Origin of the sequence: Bacillus sp. EKM202B (genome assembly GCF_011066025.1) — a bacterium.
In the GTDB taxonomy this organism is placed as follows: Bacteria; Bacillota; Bacilli; order Bacillales; family Bacillaceae_G; genus Bacillus_A; species Bacillus_A toyonensis.
Genome location: NZ_JAAMNK010000007.1, coordinates 37,377 through 55,866 on the forward strand (window position 1 = coordinate 37,377; position 18,490 = coordinate 55,866).

General features: G+C 34.3%; 19 protein-coding genes, 1 pseudogene and 1 riboswitch. Of the genes and pseudogenes, 6 read left to right on the forward strand and 14 right to left on the reverse strand.

Annotated elements, in window-relative coordinates; genetic code table 11:
- Window positions 1-56: 56 nt before the first annotated feature.
- From G9F74_RS11130 to G9F74_RS11170, 9 genes and pseudogenes are all read right to left on the reverse strand, one after another.
- Window positions 57-1,052 carry a sensor histidine kinase gene (locus G9F74_RS11130; protein ID WP_016108687.1) on the reverse strand — a complete coding sequence of 332 codons (996 nt, stop codon included), beginning with the start codon at window positions 1,050-1,052 and terminating at the stop codon, window positions 57-59.
- Complete coding sequence (locus G9F74_RS11135; protein ID WP_016108688.1) at window positions 1,049-1,720, reverse strand: response regulator transcription factor; 672 nt, start codon at window positions 1,718-1,720, stop codon at window positions 1,049-1,051. Before G9F74_RS11135 ends, G9F74_RS11130 begins: the two co-directional genes overlap by 4 nt.
- Window positions 1,721-1,754: 34 nt before the next feature.
- Window positions 1,755-2,741, reverse strand: coding sequence for an alpha/beta fold hydrolase (locus G9F74_RS11140; RefSeq protein WP_016108689.1), 987 nt, complete (start codon window positions 2,739-2,741; stop codon window positions 1,755-1,757).
- 105 nt (window positions 2,742-2,846) lie between these two features.
- The gene (locus G9F74_RS11145; protein WP_016108690.1) at window positions 2,847-3,671 is read right to left on the reverse strand and encodes a DUF2785 domain-containing protein; all 825 of its coding nucleotides are present in this window, start codon (window positions 3,669-3,671) and stop codon (window positions 2,847-2,849) included.
- A gap of 92 nt (window positions 3,672-3,763) precedes the next feature.
- Window positions 3,764-4,225 (reverse strand): annotated as a pseudogene (locus G9F74_RS11150) (hypothetical protein).
- Between the two features lie 27 nt (window positions 4,226-4,252).
- The gene (locus G9F74_RS11155; protein WP_016108692.1) at window positions 4,253-4,921 is read right to left on the reverse strand and encodes a nucleoside/nucleotide kinase family protein; all 669 of its coding nucleotides are present in this window, start codon (window positions 4,919-4,921) and stop codon (window positions 4,253-4,255) included.
- 123 nt (window positions 4,922-5,044) lie between these two features.
- The gene (locus G9F74_RS11160) at window positions 5,045-5,788 is read right to left on the reverse strand and encodes a metallophosphoesterase family protein (protein ID WP_000357624.1); all 744 of its coding nucleotides are present in this window, start codon (window positions 5,786-5,788) and stop codon (window positions 5,045-5,047) included.
- Between the two features lie 13 nt (window positions 5,789-5,801).
- Window positions 5,802-6,740: an aminoglycoside phosphotransferase family protein gene (locus G9F74_RS11165; protein ID WP_016108693.1), complete on the reverse strand. Its 939-nt coding sequence runs from the start codon at window positions 6,738-6,740 to the stop codon at window positions 5,802-5,804.
- A 10-nt stretch (window positions 6,741-6,750) separates the two neighbouring features.
- On the reverse strand, window positions 6,751-7,551 hold the full coding sequence (locus tag G9F74_RS11170) for a VOC family protein (RefSeq protein WP_000943366.1): 801 nt from the start codon (window positions 7,549-7,551) through the stop codon (window positions 6,751-6,753).
- Between the two features lie 99 nt (window positions 7,552-7,650).
- Between G9F74_RS11170 and G9F74_RS11175 the strand changes: the two genes are divergently transcribed.
- Complete coding sequence (locus G9F74_RS11175; protein WP_142308366.1) at window positions 7,651-8,661, forward strand: sulfite exporter TauE/SafE family protein; 1,011 nt, start codon at window positions 7,651-7,653, stop codon at window positions 8,659-8,661.
- Between the two features lie 40 nt (window positions 8,662-8,701).
- Here G9F74_RS11175 and G9F74_RS11180 read toward each other — a convergent pair whose 3' ends face one another.
- Complete coding sequence (locus G9F74_RS11180) at window positions 8,702-9,151, reverse strand: GNAT family N-acetyltransferase (protein WP_000764587.1); 450 nt, start codon at window positions 9,149-9,151, stop codon at window positions 8,702-8,704.
- Between the two features lie 386 nt (window positions 9,152-9,537).
- Window positions 9,538-9,730, forward strand: a riboswitch (Lysine riboswitch).
- Window positions 9,731-9,842: 112 nt separating this feature from the next.
- Here G9F74_RS11180 and G9F74_RS11185 point away from each other — a divergent pair.
- From G9F74_RS11185 to G9F74_RS11195, 3 genes are all read left to right on the forward strand, one after another.
- Window positions 9,843-11,309, forward strand: a complete 1,467-nt coding sequence (locus G9F74_RS11185; RefSeq protein WP_016108695.1) for an amino acid permease — start codon at window positions 9,843-9,845, stop codon at window positions 11,307-11,309.
- Between the two features lie 111 nt (window positions 11,310-11,420).
- Entirely contained in the window at window positions 11,421-11,726 is a 306-nt protein-coding gene (locus G9F74_RS11190) for an iron-sulfur cluster biosynthesis family protein (RefSeq protein WP_001026186.1), read from the forward strand.
- A gap of 33 nt (window positions 11,727-11,759) precedes the next feature.
- Window positions 11,760-12,530 (forward strand): DNA alkylation repair protein, encoded by a 771-nt coding sequence (locus G9F74_RS11195; RefSeq protein ID WP_000521685.1) that lies wholly within the window; start codon window positions 11,760-11,762, stop codon window positions 12,528-12,530.
- Window positions 12,531-12,610: 80 nt separating this feature from the next.
- On the opposite strand, the gene G9F74_RS11200 is transcribed toward G9F74_RS11195, so the two are convergent.
- Window positions 12,611-13,102: a DUF2716 domain-containing protein gene (locus G9F74_RS11200; protein ID WP_000800378.1), complete on the reverse strand. Its 492-nt coding sequence runs from the start codon at window positions 13,100-13,102 to the stop codon at window positions 12,611-12,613.
- A 197-nt stretch (window positions 13,103-13,299) separates the two neighbouring features.
- Between G9F74_RS11200 and G9F74_RS11205 the strand changes: the two genes are divergently transcribed.
- Window positions 13,300-14,061 (forward strand): class I SAM-dependent methyltransferase, encoded by a 762-nt coding sequence (locus G9F74_RS11205; protein WP_016108696.1) that lies wholly within the window; start codon window positions 13,300-13,302, stop codon window positions 14,059-14,061.
- Between the two features lie 177 nt (window positions 14,062-14,238).
- Here G9F74_RS11205 and G9F74_RS11210 read toward each other — a convergent pair whose 3' ends face one another.
- On the reverse strand, window positions 14,239-14,763 hold the full coding sequence (locus G9F74_RS11210) for an NUDIX hydrolase (RefSeq protein ID WP_033668593.1): 525 nt from the start codon (window positions 14,761-14,763) through the stop codon (window positions 14,239-14,241).
- A 185-nt stretch (window positions 14,764-14,948) separates the two neighbouring features.
- On the opposite strand from G9F74_RS11210, the gene G9F74_RS11215 reads away from it, so the two are divergent.
- On the forward strand, window positions 14,949-15,572 hold the full coding sequence (locus G9F74_RS11215; RefSeq protein WP_073990597.1) for a cephalosporin hydroxylase family protein: 624 nt from the start codon (window positions 14,949-14,951) through the stop codon (window positions 15,570-15,572).
- 34 nt (window positions 15,573-15,606) lie between these two features.
- Here the strand turns inward: G9F74_RS11215 and lepB are convergent, their stop codons facing one another.
- Window positions 15,607-16,128, reverse strand: a complete 522-nt coding sequence (gene lepB / locus G9F74_RS11220) for a signal peptidase I (protein ID WP_000656825.1) — start codon at window positions 16,126-16,128, stop codon at window positions 15,607-15,609.
- Between the two features lie 74 nt (window positions 16,129-16,202).
- Window positions 16,203-18,356 (reverse strand): peptidoglycan D,D-transpeptidase FtsI family protein, encoded by a 2,154-nt coding sequence (locus G9F74_RS11225; protein ID WP_016108698.1) that lies wholly within the window; start codon window positions 18,354-18,356, stop codon window positions 16,203-16,205.
- Between the last annotated feature and the right edge of the window lie 134 nt (window positions 18,357-18,490).

The following is an 18,490-nucleotide window of genomic DNA, read 5'->3' on the forward strand; positions in this document are numbered from 1 at the left end:
CACCTCCAACACATTTTTTAGTATGGTTGGGAGGTGTTGGTTTTATGTAATTTGCTCTAAACTTTTGTATTTTCAAATGAAAACATAGTACCCTCACTATTTGATTGTAAAGTGTATTTTATATCGAACATCTTTGATATATCTGCAATATTTTTCAAACCAAGTCCTGTACCTTTACTATTTATATCAAACCCAATCCCATTATCTCTAAAGGAAACAATATCTTCATCTATAATAATTTTGAGTTTTTTAGCTTTTGAATGTTTAAGGACATTTTGAAAAATATTATCAAATAACCTTTGAATCCATAACTCATTACTATTCCATATCAACTCTTTATCTTGTGGATTATATACTAATTCAATTTTATGAATGCTATACAAATAGCTCCATTTTTTAATCATATTTTCTATTAAATTATGTATATTCACTTCATCATTCACAATATAAGTATTCTCTAAGGTCTCTGTAGATTGAATATTAAATTCGTTAGTTAAATCACTTATATATTGTATCTGCTCATACAGTGATTCAAGTACTGGCGCTTGTGCTTTGTATTCGCCTTCTAAATAATATAATTGTAATCTAACTGCAGTTAAGGGTGTATTAATATCATGCCGTAATTTATTTAATAGCTCTTTTTTTATTTGTTCCTGTTGTTGTAGTTCTAATTCTCGATAAGTTGTTCTTTCTATAAGCAGGTTTACTGACCTAATCAGTTCTCCCATCTCATCATCACTTTTGACATCTATTATATTAGGGATTTTTTTATCACTAGCTAAATCTCGAATCGTTTGATTTAATACATTAATTTTATTTAATAATGAGTTTATCGATTTTGAAAATACAAAAGCTAATACTAATAGTAATAATAAAAATATGATTAACATAGTAGGATATGCAAAGGATTCGTGAAAAGGAATGTTCTGATTTTTAGTTTTAAAGGCAACATTATAAATAACTGATACAAAAATACTAATCGACAACAATAACAGAGGTACGCTAACAATAGCGGAGAATAGTAGTAACTGATATTTTTTCTTTAAGTTCATTTCTTCATATAGGTATTTAGTCTATACCCTTCTCCATAAATATTTTGAATAATATCACCTGTTTTATCATCAATTTTGGTTCTGATTTTCTTTATATGTACGTTCATGATATTTTGATTTCTATCTTCGAGTTTCCATAGGTAATCATAGAAGTGTTCTTTAGATAAAGTTCTATCTCTATTTTCATATAAATAGAAGAATATTTTTCGTTCAATTGCTGTAAAAGCAACTTCATTACGCAAATCATTAATAAAAACTCTTTTATATTCTGCATCTATAAATAAATGGTTAATTTGCGTGAACGTACCATATTGATTATCTAACATTTTCTGAATCCTTAACAACAACTCTCTAGGGTCAAAAGGTTTTATCATGTATTCTTCTCCAATAGTCAAACCTTTTAGTTTACTATCCATATCATTCCTTGCTGATAGAAATATAATTGGAATATTTAATCCTAGATTTTTTATTTTCTTTGTAATTTGATAACCATCTTCGCCTGGTAACATAACATCCATTACGACTAAATCTATTTCATGAATTATATCAAGAACTTTCCTTCCCTCTTTCTCCCAACACACATTATACTTCTCACGCTGTAAAATTTTTTGTAATAAATCTCCTATAATCAAATCGTCTTCAACAATTAATATGTTATATACTTTCATTATGTAAGCCTTTCATCGCTAAAGTTACAATTGTTTAGTTCTTCACTACTTTATTCTTAACAAAATCCATAGCAATTTTGTATATTTCATCAGGAGCATATAAATAAATACTATGTGTACCTTCAATTATTTTTACATCAGCTATTAATAACTTGCTAGCAAACTCCTTATAATCTTCGTTTTTTTGCTTTGTATACTTCGAATCTTTATATTGCCTAGCAATCGCATCTATAAATAACATAGGTGTTTCTTTTGGGATCGATAAAGAATTTGATTTTTTACCGTTATTGTAGCTTTGTAAAAGTTCTTGCTTCATATCATCATTAAAAGCCCTCTTATACGTAAGCGCTTTATAAATATCTTTTTCCTGTTCGTTTAAAAAGGATTGACGAATGACTTCGGGATTATAAGTAATAGAGGGAGCTAATCTCTGAAAACCAATTTTCGTTAAAATATTCATCCCTTTTATTTTTAATGAATCAACCATACCTATTTTATGAGTTACGTACTGTTTAGGTAAACCAATATCTAACGCAATAATCCCTTTTACTTCACTTGGATATTTTTGTGCCCAATAAATAGCCTCTATACCCGATAGAGAGTGTGGTATTAAAATGTAAGGTGGTTTATTTCCACTTCGAATAAGCGCTTCTCTCGTTTGTTCTAATATCGTATCAATATCTCTATCATCTTGAAAAACATCACTGTATCCATAACCAGCTCTCTCAATTACAGAAATCTTGTTTTCTTTTGAAAATTCACTATATAAGCCTTTCAATTCATACACAGGAGCGGCAATTCCAGATCCGGCCATAAATACAAACGTCTCCTCCCCGCTCCCCTCATTATAAACATTCACTTTTTTATTATTGAAATTAATAAGTTCACCTTTATTGTTCATTAATTTCGATTCCATTTTTAATTGATAGTTATGATATATGAATACAGCGCCAGTTCCAAGAAAAATCATACTAATACAAACAAAAAATATTATCTTTCCTATCTTCAATATTTTTTTCATTTGACACCCCTTTCAGCCTATACTGAAAGGGTACAATGTAAAAATAAATTTCTAATAAATTTTTCAATATTAATATCTACTTATTTTTTCTAAGTATGGACCTTTTTAATACCTACGTGCTTCCTTCAAAGTCTCCAATATATCATCTGTAAAGGCATTGCTTCCCTCTTTCTCTAAAGCTATGAAATATAAACTTCTTAGGAAAGTTCTAATATTTTGTACTAAAATAGCATGCTGTGGATGTCGGCTGTCTTCAACAGTTGCTATACTATGTAGCCAATTGCTCCACTCTTCTTCGGTTAAAAGATTTTGGTCACGTAAAGACATAATTGGCTTTACTAATCTCTCATCCTCAAAGTGTACATATACGTAATCATTCAATCGTACCTTCTGACGAACGGCAGCTAGTATTGCATATGAAAACTCACGATTTCGTATTGTACGTGCTAAAGCATCTAGCGCATCAGCCGCATGCGCTGTAGAATGTGCCCAGCCTTTTCCTTCTATGTAGCCTCTTACATCTTCTTCTAAATACACATATTCTAGTACTTGTTCTGCCACACTGTACAGTTGTTCTTCAGATAACAATGATTCTCTTTCATGAACAGATAAAATAAGTGGCGGGATTAATACGGAGAATGCACGTTTAAAAACAGAGTCTGTTCCCTTTTCACCAATTTTATAAAATAAATAATCAGGACTAATTGCTTGCAGCATTAATCCTCGTAACTCTTTTTGTCTAAATACATCATTTGTAATCCATTTGTGAAGCGTACTATATATCAAATCATCACGCAGTTCAGCATCAGGTGATCCGATATAATCTAGCATCCACTGCGCATATGGATATGCATCTACGTCTTCTGGCACTGCATAATTATTATTTTTAATTTGTAGTAGTTCTTCTTTTAGTTCTAGTACTTCTGTCATTTTTTTATCCCCTTTAAATTTCTCTTCCTAAATTATTCCCTATTAGTATCATAAAATTAAACCCATTCTTAACGCAATATAAAATGGAATCATTAATTATCTTCACTATGTAACAGTTCTTCCAATGTTACTTTAACTTCTTCTTCTAATTCATTAATCGTTCCGCTATAAAGTGTTCCTATGCTACTACTTTTTCGATATCCTTGGTAATAGTACCAAAGCGAAATAGTACAGACTTCCCATAATTTTGAAGCATCATATTCAAAATTAATTTCTGATCTATATTCATACTCTAAACAATTATTAGATGTTAGTTCTTCTAATTCATCACCGTCTATATCTCTTTTAATTGACAGCTTCAAATTCAATTTACCATTTTGCGCAAAACGTTCTTCATATATTTTTTGATACTTACTGCAAATGTCTTCACTTATACTCTCTAGTTCCATTATTTTTTGTTTTAATTGTTCATTAATCTGTTCATTTTTGATTTCTAAATATTGTCCCTCCTCCTATTCATTCACTTTATTATTTTTTTGAAACCATCTAAACAAATGCTCATTCCTCCTATATAAACTGTATTAATGTCTTTTAAATAGAACTACCGGATCATCAAATTTACTATTTTCAAATACAACATCTACACACTCTTTCGGATTATGCTCATCTATATACATCTTACAGGCCGCATGATACCTATTCAAAAACATCTTCTCTGCTTTCTCATAACTTCCAAAAGCCTCCGTCTCGCGCTCTGCACCACGTTTTCTCGCAATCTCAAAATCTGTATCTATAAAAATTTTATAATCAAATAAATGTTCCACGTCTTTTTTCAATAAAAACGTTCCGTCTACTATTAACACCATATTTGGCGGAGCCACTAACGGCGCATTTTGTACAGGTAGGTCCGTTTTTAAATTATGAGAAATCGTTTCATACTGTAAATTCCCATTTGGCCCTAAAGGCATTAATAATCTTTCTTTAAAAGCCGAATAATCGTGTGCATCTTCATAATATCCTCTTGCCGATTCTTTACCTTGTGCATAACGAATCGCTCTTAGGTTATGAAAATCATCAATGCTTGCGCGTGTTACTGGTACTCCCCGTTTTTTCATTTCCTCTGCTAGTTCGTTTGCAAATGTTGTTTTTCCTGAAGCTGTAATACCACTTACTCCCACTCTTATTGGATGCGTTAAGTTTAACTTTAAAATATGATTAGCGATTTCTTTCATTCGTTTTTGGCGAATCATTATCTTCCCTCCCTAATTCAGTTCACATAATACAATTACATTAAACACGTTTGATCACTATTTGTAGGTAAGTCGATACTATTTGTCAAAACGTTGATATAGTTTTATTGCTTTACATATTTCTTACTTCCCCTTAAACCCTCGATACAATGCAGTCCGTAATTCTTGTTTGTATTCTTCAATTTCTGGCATATCGAGTTCTTCTGCTAGTCTGATAGCTAATTCAATATCATACGGTACACGTACGAGTTGAATAGAAAAGCTTGCGGCTTCTTTTTCATTGTACGTTCCTTCAAAGATTAAATAGGATGCTTGTGTAATTTCAAGAGGATTTCCTACACTACCAGCGTTACATAACGTTTTCCCTCTGAAGTTTTGAACGAACGCTTGGTGAACGTCACCATAGCAAACGACATCTGGTTTTCTTTCCCCTTCTATATTTTCCGTCAGATCACTATTTTCGAACATACTAATACGTTCTTCTCTTGAAGCGTGTGGTTGAATTCTTTCATATAAACTTCTCGGTGAAGCGTGAAACATACGAATGAGTTTTCCGCTCATAAAAAATTCAATCGAAAATGGTAAGCTTCTTAAATAGTCATTTTGTTCTTCTGATAATTGTTTTTGATGCCATTTTAATGCTTCAAATTCAGTCGGTTTTGTAATGAAATCATCCCAATTCCCCATTACAACGCCTTCGCATTCTTTACGAATGATTTCAATTACTTCGCTTGAATGAGGGCCTTTTCCTACTAAATCTCCAAGACAAATAATGCGCTCGATTCCTCTTAATTTAATATCTTTCAGCACAGATTCTAATGCCGGAATATTACCATGAATATCTGAAATTACCGCTATTTTATCCAAATGAATCCCTCCGTTATTTACTTTTCATTATATCTATATGATAGGATTGATACCATCTTGGAACATAGGACGAAAAATGATTATGTTCTTCTAAAATTCCATTTAGTCTTTCCTTCATATCATCTACTAGGTGCGGTGTGCTTCGGTTTGTCCAAACGATATCAGCCGGGAATGTCATTGCTGCATATAAGGAGTACAGCTGCCAAAAGTGAAGTGACGGTTCGCCTCCGCAATAACCGTGAACTTGTCCAACCGCAAATGGTTTGCTTATTCTTGTAGTAAAAATCGCTACATTATAAAAATCGTGTATTGGATCGCCAAAATCATATCCACCAAAATCGATAACGATAAACTCCTTGTTATGAATCATACTATTTGCTGGATGGAAATCATCGTGTAAAAATGTGATTGGACGATTTTTTAATAAGTCTTTATGGTTTTCTACAAAGGTTAATACTGGCTTCAAATCCAGAAAATTCACCTCGTAGTCTGCTAGTGCCTCTATGTATCTTTCGTATGTATTCCATCTAAATGTTTCCCATTTATTACTTGCACTTTCTCTTTCAATTGAGTGAATTCTCCTTAATACTTCTCCTGCTTTTCTTCCTACATCATACTGTTCTTCCACCGATAACTTCCGTAAGCTCTCTTCACCATTTACTCCGTCAATCCATTCAAATACTTGAACACATTTATTTAATTCTTCAAGTTTTATAAAATGAATTAACTTGGGCGTTGGAATATGTAATAACTCTATTTGTTTCATATACGTATATTCTTCTAGTTTTCGTTCATAATTAGCAGAATCACACACTTTTACAAAATACGTTTCACGATTCTCTAGTTCAATTTTATATTTTTCCTCATGCGAAAAACCTTTTGTAATGGCTATACATTTTACAATACAGGGCCACTCTAGTTTTCTTTCTAGCTCTCTTACTATTTCTTCCAAAACATCCCCTCTATTCATATATGTACAAACTACCTAACACTTCATACTCTCGTTTATTCTCCCCTTTAAACTCCACTGCAAAAGGATATTCACCATTCCTAATCAAGTGTTCTTTCACTAGCCCTTCCCCAATCGGTTCACAAAACTGTACATGAATGTCACCAAACGCTACACTTTGGCACTCAGCATTCCATTTTTCATTTTTTGTGACTGAACTTGCAGTTAGCCCCATTACTTCTTTCCACTTTCGCACTGTGTCTCGAACATTTTTCACTGCATAATGGATCACTTCAATGTGTTGCACTTTGTTTTTATGTTCCGTGATCGTCCCTATGTTGCGTAAGTCGTTTCTTCTTTCTTCATCGGTTTCATTCCACTGTATAAAAAAAGGTAATCTCGGCCCGCTTTCTTCTTGCTTTACAAATAACATTTTCCATTCTAAAAGCCGACCATCTTTTCTCATACGTTTCCCTTCAAATGGTCCTATTGTTTGTAAACCGTATTTACTAAATTTATCTGCTAATTCTTCAATGGCATCTGTTCGAATTGCAATTTGTAGCATTCCTTCTCCATTTTGTAATTTCACCACCGTTTCTTGTACTAATGGATTTTCTGCTTCTTTCGCTTTTTCTTCATGCTGCACAGCTAAAAATTCTATGTATGATAAATCAAAATAACATAAACTATTCCAAGTTCCCCAAGTAGTATGCTCTCCGCCTAATACCGTATGAAAACCACTCGCTTGCATTTGTTTTGCTGCTTCCTTCGGTGTACAAGGCACTGCGTGAACGAGATGATCAAATCGTAACATAGTCCTTCTCCCCTTTCTCTCCATCCTTTTATTGTATATTTTATTTTTCTTTCATTCAATTCAAAAAACTTCAAAACCTAGTTGACTTATACGATTAATATGCATTATAATGAAACAAATTTAATTATTGCTGATTGGAAAAACCAAAGGCACTTTTCTCATACGGGAAAAGTGCTTTTTTCATTTATTATTACAGGGGGATTATTTATGCAGAAATTAATTGTCTTTGCTATTATTGGATTTTTCGCTCAATTGATTGATGGGGCACTTGGAATGGCGTATGGGGTAACATCTACCTCACTATTATTAATGTTTGGTATTGCACCAGCTGTAGCATCCGCATCTGTTCACTTAGCTGAAGTCGTTACAACCGCAGCTTCTGGTGCATCGCACATCAAATTTGGAAACGTTGATAAATATACAGTTTCCAGATTAACATTACCCGGAGCAATTGGGGCATTTGTTGGGGCATGTTTTTTAAGTAATTTACCTGGCGATGTGATTAAACCGTACATTTCAATATTTTTATTCACTTTAGGCGTTTATATTTTATTACGATTCATTATTCAAAAACAAATTGTTACTTCCAAAAAGCGCATGTCTGCCAAACAACTTGTGCCACTCGGCTTATTCGCTGGATTCGTCGATTCAACTGGTGGCGGTGGCTGGGGTCCAATTACGACACCTGTACTGCTAGCAAGAGGAAATGAAGCTAGAAAAGTTATTGGATCTGTAGATACGAGTGAGTTTCCTGTTTCGCTCGCTGCAACAATTGGTTTCTTCATCTCACTTGGCTGGGAACAAGTAAGCTGGGTTTGGGTATTCGCCTTAATGCTTGGCGGTATTGTCGCAGCTCCAATTGCCGCATGGTTAGTACGTATCGTTCCACCTCATTTACTTGGGGTATTAGTTGGTGGCCTTATTATCTTTACGAATATTCGTACACTACTTACAACATTTAAAGTGGATCCAACTATTATTTCGCTTTCTTACGTGGCAGTTGGTCTTGTCGTTATTATTTCTATTTTCATTGCTGTCCGTAATCATTCCAATCGTTCTAACCCATCAACAGGCGGCTATCCGAAAGATCAAAAACAAATGCTACCATAATGATAAAAAATACCGCTCGAACTATATCGAGCGGTATTTTTTATTTTTCTATTTTCCAATTAATCATCGTATCTGTTGTATCTACTCTCTTCATATGTAATTTCTCTAATACACGAATCGAACTACCATTTTCAAGGAGTGTCTCCGCAATAATTGTATCTACCTTTCCTGTCTGGAAAGCCCACTTTATTAATTCATCTACAGATTCTGTAGCATACCCTTTATTCCAATATTTCTCAATAAAACCGTAACCAATTTCTACTGTACGTTTCTCGTTCGGTTTCCCTTTAAATCCTATATCCCCTAGTACGATGTCATCTTCTTTTCGAATGACATACCACGCACCCCAAGGTAATAAAGCTGCGTCTTGTTTTACACTTTCTACATGCCCTGCAATATGCGGGCCGCTATTGTATCCTTGATTCTTCGCAATCTGAACCCATTCTTCCGTACACGGGATAATATGTAATCTTTCTGTTTCTAATTTCATAACGATGTCCCCTTTTTAATTAAACAGTACTTCAATTTTACTACAAAAAAGAAAGAATATTCAATCTTTTAATTTGCACATATGTTTTTTCTTTAGAACAAAATAAAAGAAGTGATACCCTTCAATCCTTATGTCGAATTATATTTTCTGAATTTTCTTTTAATTTTAAAGGGTTTTTCATTATTTTTTGCGAAACATTTGTATAACAATTTTTTCTTTGTTTATTGCTACATAATAGTAGGTTCGGGTGGAGTTATGCAAGCGTTTCCTATACAATAACCGATATTTTTTGACTTTCCCTAACAAAATTCCTTGCAATATATTCAGAAACTCATTACAATTGCCATATATTAAATATCTTAGCAATATATAAATCCTCATCAATCCGATGAGGTAGAGGTTGCGACTTTTAAAAGTAAAACGGACGAGACACAGAGAATGTCACTGACTCCGTTTGAAAGGAAAAGTTGCCGAAGTTTGTATTTCTTCTCTGGAAGTATGAGCTGGGGCTGTCTCCGAAAGGAACAGAACTGTCACGTTTACAAAATTACCGTGTAAACGTGGGGTGCTATCTTAACGGAAGGGTATGATGGGGTGGTTATTTGTGAAACGTTCCGCCTAATTCCTTTGGCGGTTTTTTGTATTTTTCTCCCCCGCTCCTTCCTAACCTACAAGAAAAGGAGTGTTGAACATGAATAGCGCAACAAATCAATCTACCTCTAAAACGCAAACTACACAAGGACAAGGTGAATTAAAACGCGGATTAAAATCTCGTCACCTTACGATGATTTCTCTCGGTGGTACAATCGGTACCGGACTATTTCTTGCCAGCGGTGGTGTAATCCATTCAGCTGGTCCTGGCGGTGCACTAATCGCATACGCCGCAATTGGAATTATGGTGTATTTCTTAATGACAAGCTTAGCTGAACTTGCAGCTTACATGCCTGTTACTGGATCTTTTAGCACGTATGCAACAAAATTTGTTGATCCATCACTTGGCTTTGCACTTGGGTGGAACTATTGGTATAACTGGGCGATTACAATTGCGGCAGAACTAGCGGCCGTAACATTAATTATGAAATTTTGGTTCCCTGATACCCCTTCCCTCATTTGGAGTGGATTATGCTTAGCTATTATTTTTCTCTTAAACTATTTATCTGTTAAAGGTTTTGGTGAATCTGAATATTGGTTCGCACTTATTAAAGTAGTTACTATTATTATCTTCTTAGTTGTCGGCTTCATGATGATTTTTGGAGTTATGGGCGGCGAATCTGTCGGCTTTAAAAACTTCACTGTTGCAGATGCTCCATTTAACGGCGGTATCATGGCAATTATCGGTGTATTTATGGCTGCTGGTTTCTCCTTCCAAGGAACTGAATTATTAGGTGTAGCTGCTGGTGAAACGTCTGATCCAGAACGCAATATCCCAAAAGCAATTCGTTCGATCTTTTGGCGCATTCTTTTATTCTATATCCTTGCAATTCTCGTTATCGGTTTATTAATTCCTTATACAACTGAAAGTCTTGCAGCAAGTGATGTTACAGTAAGTCCATTTACACTTGTATTTGAAAAAGCGGGCGTTGCCTTTGCTGCTTCTGTTATGAACGCTGTTATTTTAACGGCAGTTTTATCTGCTGGTAACTCTGGCATGTACGCATCAACTCGTATGCTTTGGGATTTAGCTCGTCAAGGAAAAGCACCGAAGTTTTTAGGCAAATTAGATAGCCGTGGTGTACCTGTTAACGCTCTAATCGCAACATCAGTAGTTGGTAGCGTCGCTTTCATCGCTTCTTTATTCGGTGACGGTGTTGTATATATTTGGTTATTAAACGCTTCTGGTATGTCTGGCTTTATCGCATGGGTTGGTATTGCAATTAGTCATTACCGCTTCCGTAAAGCATATATCGCACAAGGAAAAGATTTAAAAGACTTACCATATAGAGCAAAATGGTTCCCATTCGGTCCAATCTTCGCATTTACACTTTGCGTCATCGTAATTTTAGGACAAAACTACGGCGCATTTATGGGTGAATCAATCGATTGGAACGGCGTACTCGTTTCTTACATCGGTTTACCGCTCTTCTTAGTACTATGGTTAGGATATAAATTTACAAAGAAAACAAAAGTGATTCCACTTGATAAATGTGAACTAAAATAAAGTAGAGCGAGCAAACAATTTTGTTTGCTCGTTTTTTTACAATTCTCTTTACTTCCCTATTTCTTTTGTTTTTGCAATAATAAAAGAAATAAAAATAAAGGTTGGGATACAATGAACATTCGTATTACTGATGAAGCAAAGGCAGCTATACATAGATTAGAACGTGAAGATAAAAAGATCATTCGCATTAGAGGAACAATGACAAACTCTTGTAGCATTTTCGTTGATGTTGATTTAGTTTGGGATACATACAATGCAGATGATATTGTATATGAGGATGAAATGCTTATTGTACAAATGGACTCATTCACGAAAGATTACACTGGTGATACAGTGAAACTTGATTATAAGACGACTGGTTTTAGTATTACGACTCCTAGTGAGACGTTAGTTTATGGATTGTCGATTAAAAAATAAAAATTATTTTCAACTGACCAATGAGGTGGAAAAATGGGTAAATACGTTCCATTAAAATTTTTATTTAATGATGAATTAGCAGAAAAAATGGCTGATTCTATTTGTAAACACGATTCTACTTTCTCTAAAAAAAACTTTATAGCCTCCGTAACATGTAAAGTTGAAGGTTTAGAGTTAAAGCAACGGATTGAAGTAATAGCAGATGAATTACACAATGCTTTACAAAAAGATTTTAATGAAGCAATACATATATTACTGAAAACATTGGGACCAGAAAATACAACAGAAGTAGGTACATTTACAAACGGCTATATGTACATGCCTATCGCAAAATACGTTGAAAAATATGGGCTTAACGATTTTGACTCCTCATTCCACGCAATGTATGAAATAACAAAAAGGAATACTGCTGAATATGCCATTCGGCCTTTTCTTGAAACGTACCATGAAGACACACTAAATATTTTACAACAGTGGATTCATGACGAAAACAGCCACATTAGGAGACTAATTTCTGAAGGTACAAGACCAAGACTTCCTTGGGCAAAAAAAACAGGAGCTCTAAAAGGTAACTTTAAGAACAATTTACAGCTTCTTGAACCATTAATGAATGACCCTTCTAAGTATGTTCAAAAATCTGTAGCCAATCATATTAACGATATTACGAAGGAAGATAAAGAACTCGTTTTTCAATGGTTGCAGCAATTACGTGATAAACAGCATCCTGTTAACCCTTGGATTATAAAACATGGGTTAAGAACGGTGATAAAAAATGGTACTTTACCAAAAGATTTTTATTTTTAAGTATTTTTAAATGAAAACGGCCAAAACAAAAACGCTTATGCTTCAAGAATGAAGTATAAGCGTTTTTTCTCTTTAAAACATTATCCCTGCCTTAAAATATTTTGAAACATTTCCGGTTTATTTTGTTTAAAACTCTCTATTATTTCTTTTCCAAATATCGTTATACTCTTCTCCCAAGGATGGCCTAAATACCCCCACTTAAAGTCTTTCTGAATAAAGAAATAGTAATCACCATTCGGAAATATTGGTATACGCCACTCATAAAATTCATTTCTTTCAAACTCTAAGTGTGGATTTACCCAATAACACTCATGTTGCCAATCTAGTGCCATCATATATTCATTCAATGCTGTATTCTCTTTGAAAACTTTTAATGCTTTTTCTTCAAGTTCATCATATACATTTAAATCTACCGATTCTCCAAAATAATGAGAGATGTCATATGTGATAAACGGTCCTGGTACTTTAAACGATGGAAATATTGAAACACTTGGTGAAAATTCATAGTCACTATATACTTTATCCCAAATTCGATCGTACTCTTTATCTGTAAACTCAATCCAATTTTTCATTAAATATCTACCTTCTCTTTATATTTCAAAGGAATTCCACTCAAAAATCCCGAATATATAAATAATCATTCTCGCAAGGAGCGAATTTATATGCATCTATTCGAACACGAAACGTAAATCCGTTTCACTTTTATAAGAGGTCCTCCTTTTTACTTTTCTCATCATATCATTCATTTACAAAATAGGAGGGTACAATTATGAAACGTGATCCATTATTTTTAACTTTATTAGACAGTGCAAATACAAATTTTAGCGGCTGGGATTTTTCTTTCATTTCAGAAACGGGTCGAATGAAAAGTGAGCCTTTATCGTGGTCGTACGGTAGCACTGCTTTCCAGCTTATACAACACGCAAAATCAATGCTAGATATGGGCACTGGCGGTGGAGAGCTTTTATCTATGTTACAACCGTTCCCGCCAACTATTTATGCTACTGAGGGCTACGCTCCAAACGTGCCAATTTCCCGAAAGAAATTAGAGCCTTTAGGGGTTATTGTTGTAGAAGTAAAGGATGATGCTGCCCTACCGCTTCAAGATGCTCAATTTGATTTAATTGTGAACCAACATGAATCCTATGCTGCTTCTGAGGTAAACCGAATCCTTTCTCCTAATGGAATATTTCTTACACAACAAGCTGGTGGTCTTGATTGCGCAGAACTTAATAAGCAGTTTGGCACACCACTAAATAGCGAATTTGCAAGTTGGTCAATCGAAACTGCCTGTAATGAGCTAAAGGAAAATGGATTTACTATTTTAGATGCAAAGGAAGAATTCCCTCTTCAACGCTTTTATGATATTGGCGCTATCGTCTATTATTTAAAAGCGATTCCGTGGCAAATTCCTGATTTTACTGTCGAAAGGTATTATGAGGAATTATATCGCATACATGAGATTATGTTGCAAAAAGGCTATTTTGATGTGAAGCAACATCGCTTTATCATTAAAGCGATTCGCAACTAATCATGGAGCATACGAAAACAAAAAAGAGATGGATATGCCATCTCTTTTTTGTTTTAATTTAAGTAACGAAAGTTTGTGTTACAACTTTGGCTAATAAAGTATATTTTTTCAGCATGTAATCACCTAACATATATATTTTTTCAACTAAAGTATAAGTGTAGTTTTTCATCCTATCTTCTATTGAGAAACGAGTTGTTTTTCATATCGTTTGTTCGCATCATCTTCTGTCAAAAATGCAGTTGTGTAATTAATAATATTCCGGTTATCGTACGTGAATATATGCTCTAACATATTTTCTTCTGTTAATATTAGCGGTAAGTATTTTGGTAAATTACTAACTACACCTCTATTATTCTCATCTAATATCCATCCAATTTCCTTCCACTCTAATATACCTTCATCAGTACTTAACGATGTATCCATTTGTACTCCCTCTGGCAAATCAGCAAGGAATACATACATTCCTTCACTAGCCAGAGGCTCGTCTTTATCTTTAAAACCAACATTCCCCTTATACGTTACACTTTGGAGATCTATGCCCGTTTCCTCAAGCGTTTCTCTAATTATTCCTTCATATGGCGTTTCATTATCTTCAATTTTTCCCCCAACACCATTCCACATTCCCATATTCGGCTTTTTATTTCTATTTAGTAAGAGTATTTTATTTCCTTTTCTAATGAAGCAAATTGTGTATGTATACATACTATCATTTCCTTTCAATTACACCTTCTTTTGTAAGCAATTGATTTTCCACATGAGTTATTTTGCTTATTTTCAAGTGAAAACACTCGCCTTACAATTCCTTATCACATAATATATAGTACAACTTTCATACGTAAATACTTTACGTCAAACGAAAGAATCCTTTTTAGAAAGGAGCATTTAAAATCGATACTACAAGCAGTGAATTTTTAAAACAGTATTACGACAGCCACGTTTGGTTAAAAGATACCTACTGGTTCGGTGTTCCCATCTGCAAACTTCCCTCTGATCTCTTTTTGTATCAAGAAATCATTTATGAATTAAAGCCCGATTTAATTATTGAATGCGGGACTTTTCATGGTGGTAGTGCACTGTATTTAGCTTCTATGTTAGATTTAATCGGAAAAGGTCACGTACTTACTATCGATATAACTCCGCAGCCAAATCGGCCATCACATAATCGGATTACGTATTTAACAGCATCTTCTGTTTCTGTGCAGGCCGTCCAAACAATAGTAAGTATGCGCAAACCTGATGATGTGATTTTAGTTATTTTAGATTCTGATCATAGTAAAGAACATGTATCAAAAGAACTCTTACTTTATAAATCTATTGTAACCACTGGTAGTTACATTATTGTAGAGGATACATGTATTAACGGAAATCCTCTCCTTCCAGATTGGGGCCCTGGCCCGATGGAAGCCGTGGAAGAGTTTTTAGCTAAAAATAACAATTTCATAATCGATGAATCTAAACATAAATTTTTCATATCTTTTAATCCAAAAGGTTTTTTAAAGAAAATAAAGTGAAACTTTAATAAGTGGGGCTTTATGAATTCCCCACTTATTCTATAATTTTCATTTTTGAAAAAGGATAATACACAAATTCTACTTTTCCTATCACGTTATCTTCTTCAATATATCCTAAGCCATTGCGACTATCCCTACTAAGTTCACGGTTATCTCCCATGACAAATAGCTTATTTGGTGGAATCTTTGTCTTTTGGAAATTGTAAAATACTTGTGTATTGTTGAATAAATCTTTATTTGTATACGGCTCTACTTGTTTTTTATCATTTACATATACAGTTCCATTCGTTATGTTAATTACGTCACCAGGTAGCCCTATTACCCTTTTCACATAATATTTCGATTCGTCCTCTTCTTTAATAATGACAATTTCCCCGTGCTGTATGTTAGAAAAATGTACTGCTGCTTTATTTACAAATACGTAGTCTTCTTCATTTAAAGTCGGCTGCATGGATTTCCCTTCTACCTTACATAACGTAAAAGAATGATAGGCTATTACCATAACAAGTATAAATAGTATGTACTTCCCCCAACCTCTCTTAATCTCCTCTTTCATATCCATTCCCACCTTATAAAATAACTCAAAAAATATATCACTGCACAATATATTCCTGTGCAGTGATATTATTTTTACTGGGCCTTGTTCGGCTGTTCTACCGGGACTGAATTTGCATTTGATCTTTTCGCTTTCAAGTCAAAATACGCATCCAAAATTTCTTTACCAATCGCGGAATTAACCCCTGATTTATCATTATTCACCCATGGTACAACAACTGAAAAAGCTACTTCCGGATCAACATCATATGGCGCATAGCCGGCAAGAGTTAAATTATAACATTTTTTCCGGTTATAGTTCTCATCTCTTCCAATATCACTTTCTCCACCATATACCGTCTCAGCTGTTCCTGTTTTTCCAGCTGGTTTATACGGTAAGCCTTTAAACGTTCCTGTACCTGTTCCGTCAGCTTCTTGAAAAACTCTTCTAAACCCTTCTTTTACATGATTAATGTATGACGTGTCCATATCCACTCGATTTAAAACAACCGGTTCAATTGATCGAATAACTTTTCCGACATCCTCTGGGCGGTTTGGCTGCTCTCTAATTTCTTGCACAATTTGTGGTTTCATTCGGTAACCGCCATTTGCAATTGTTGAAATATATTGAGCAAGCTGTAGCGGTGTATATGTATCATATTGTCCAATTGCATAATCAAGTAAAAAGCCTGGTATATTATCAGTTCTACCCATTTGACCAATTGATTCATTTGGCAAGTCAATACCAGTCGATACACCTAAACCAAATTGTCTAAAATAGTAACGCATTTTATTAAATGTCTCTTGTTTAATATCTAACGGATTGTTTGGCACATAATTAATCCCCGCCATTTTTAATGCTGTATTAAACATATAAACGTTCGACGAAACTTGTAAAGCTCTTAAATCATCAATATCACCAAAATCTTTCCATGATTTTTTCGGCTTAGTACTTCCTTTAAAGTACATTGGCGCATCAAAGAAATGCGTAAACGGTTTAATCGCTTCTGCTTGGTATCCAGATAATAAAGTAGCCCCTTTCACAGTTGATCCTAACTCATAGGAACTTGTCATCGTCCCTAATGCGTAGTCTTCTATTTGCATCACGCCATCTTTATTTACAATTTTCTTTCCTGCCATTGATAAAATTTGACCGTTTTTCGGATTCATCATTACAACGAAAGCACGATCCATCATCGGTTCTGAAGAATGAAACGCTCGTAAATTTTTTTCAAGACTTTCCTCTACCTTTTTTTGCAAATCCATATCAACCGTTAACATTAAGTTATTTCCACTTTTTCCTTCAGTCACTTTTTCAGTCCGAATAATATTCCCTGCTTTATCTGTAATATTTCTAGATTGTTCTTTCATTCCATGTAATGCATCTTCGTATTGCTTTTCGATGTAACTCTTACCAATACGATCATTTCGGTTGTAATCACGAACTAAATAATACTCTAATTGTTCTCTTGGCAATCCCTCATTTTCATTAGAAACGCTACCAAGTATAGAACGAAGGATTTTATCATTTGGATATTCACGTTCCCAATCTACTGTCGTATCTACCCCCGGCAAGCTTGCTAATCTTTCACTAACGATTGCATATTCATTTTGACTTACATCTTTTTTAACGATTTGCGGCGTCATTTTATATCCCGTATTCATTTTACTTTTAATTGCTAATACTTCTAAATCATCTTTTGAAAGCTCCTTTAATTCTTCTTGTGTAATTCTCTCCCGACGCAACTCTTCTACTTTTTTATCTAATTCTTTCCCTTCTATTTCCTGCTTCCTAAATTTACTCTCTTCTGCTTTCGTTACTTTTTCTGCAGCCCTTTTTTCATTTAACTGCATCCAAAAATCTTTTTTATCTGTCTCTGTTAACTTATCCATATCCTCTTGCGACATTTCAATTAGCCCTGCTAACTCTCTCGCTACTTTTAAAACTTCTTTCGAGTCTACTCCTTTCATTTTCGTATATGTAACGGTTCGTAGCGGTTTGTTATTTACAATCACTTTGCCTTCTCGATCAAACATTTTCCCTCTAGGAACAGGCGTGCTCACCGTCACATCTTCCTTTTTATTCACTTCATTTCGATACGTTTCTCCATCAATGATTTGCACTTTACCTAGTTGAATAATAATAGCTGAAAATAAAAGAAAGACGATAAAAAATAGTACATTTAACCGAAATGGAATATGAGTCTTTTTCTTTTTCGGCTGTTTCTTTTTTTCCTTGTTCTGTCTCATTTCGCTCCCTCGCTTCATTCTATTAACTTCTACGCATAAATTGAAACTTTAAACAGAGTGGTTCTCTGTTTATTAGCCCACAGCAATCGGGCTTTTACAAGCAGGTAATCTTCCCTTCCACCTAACTTCTTCGC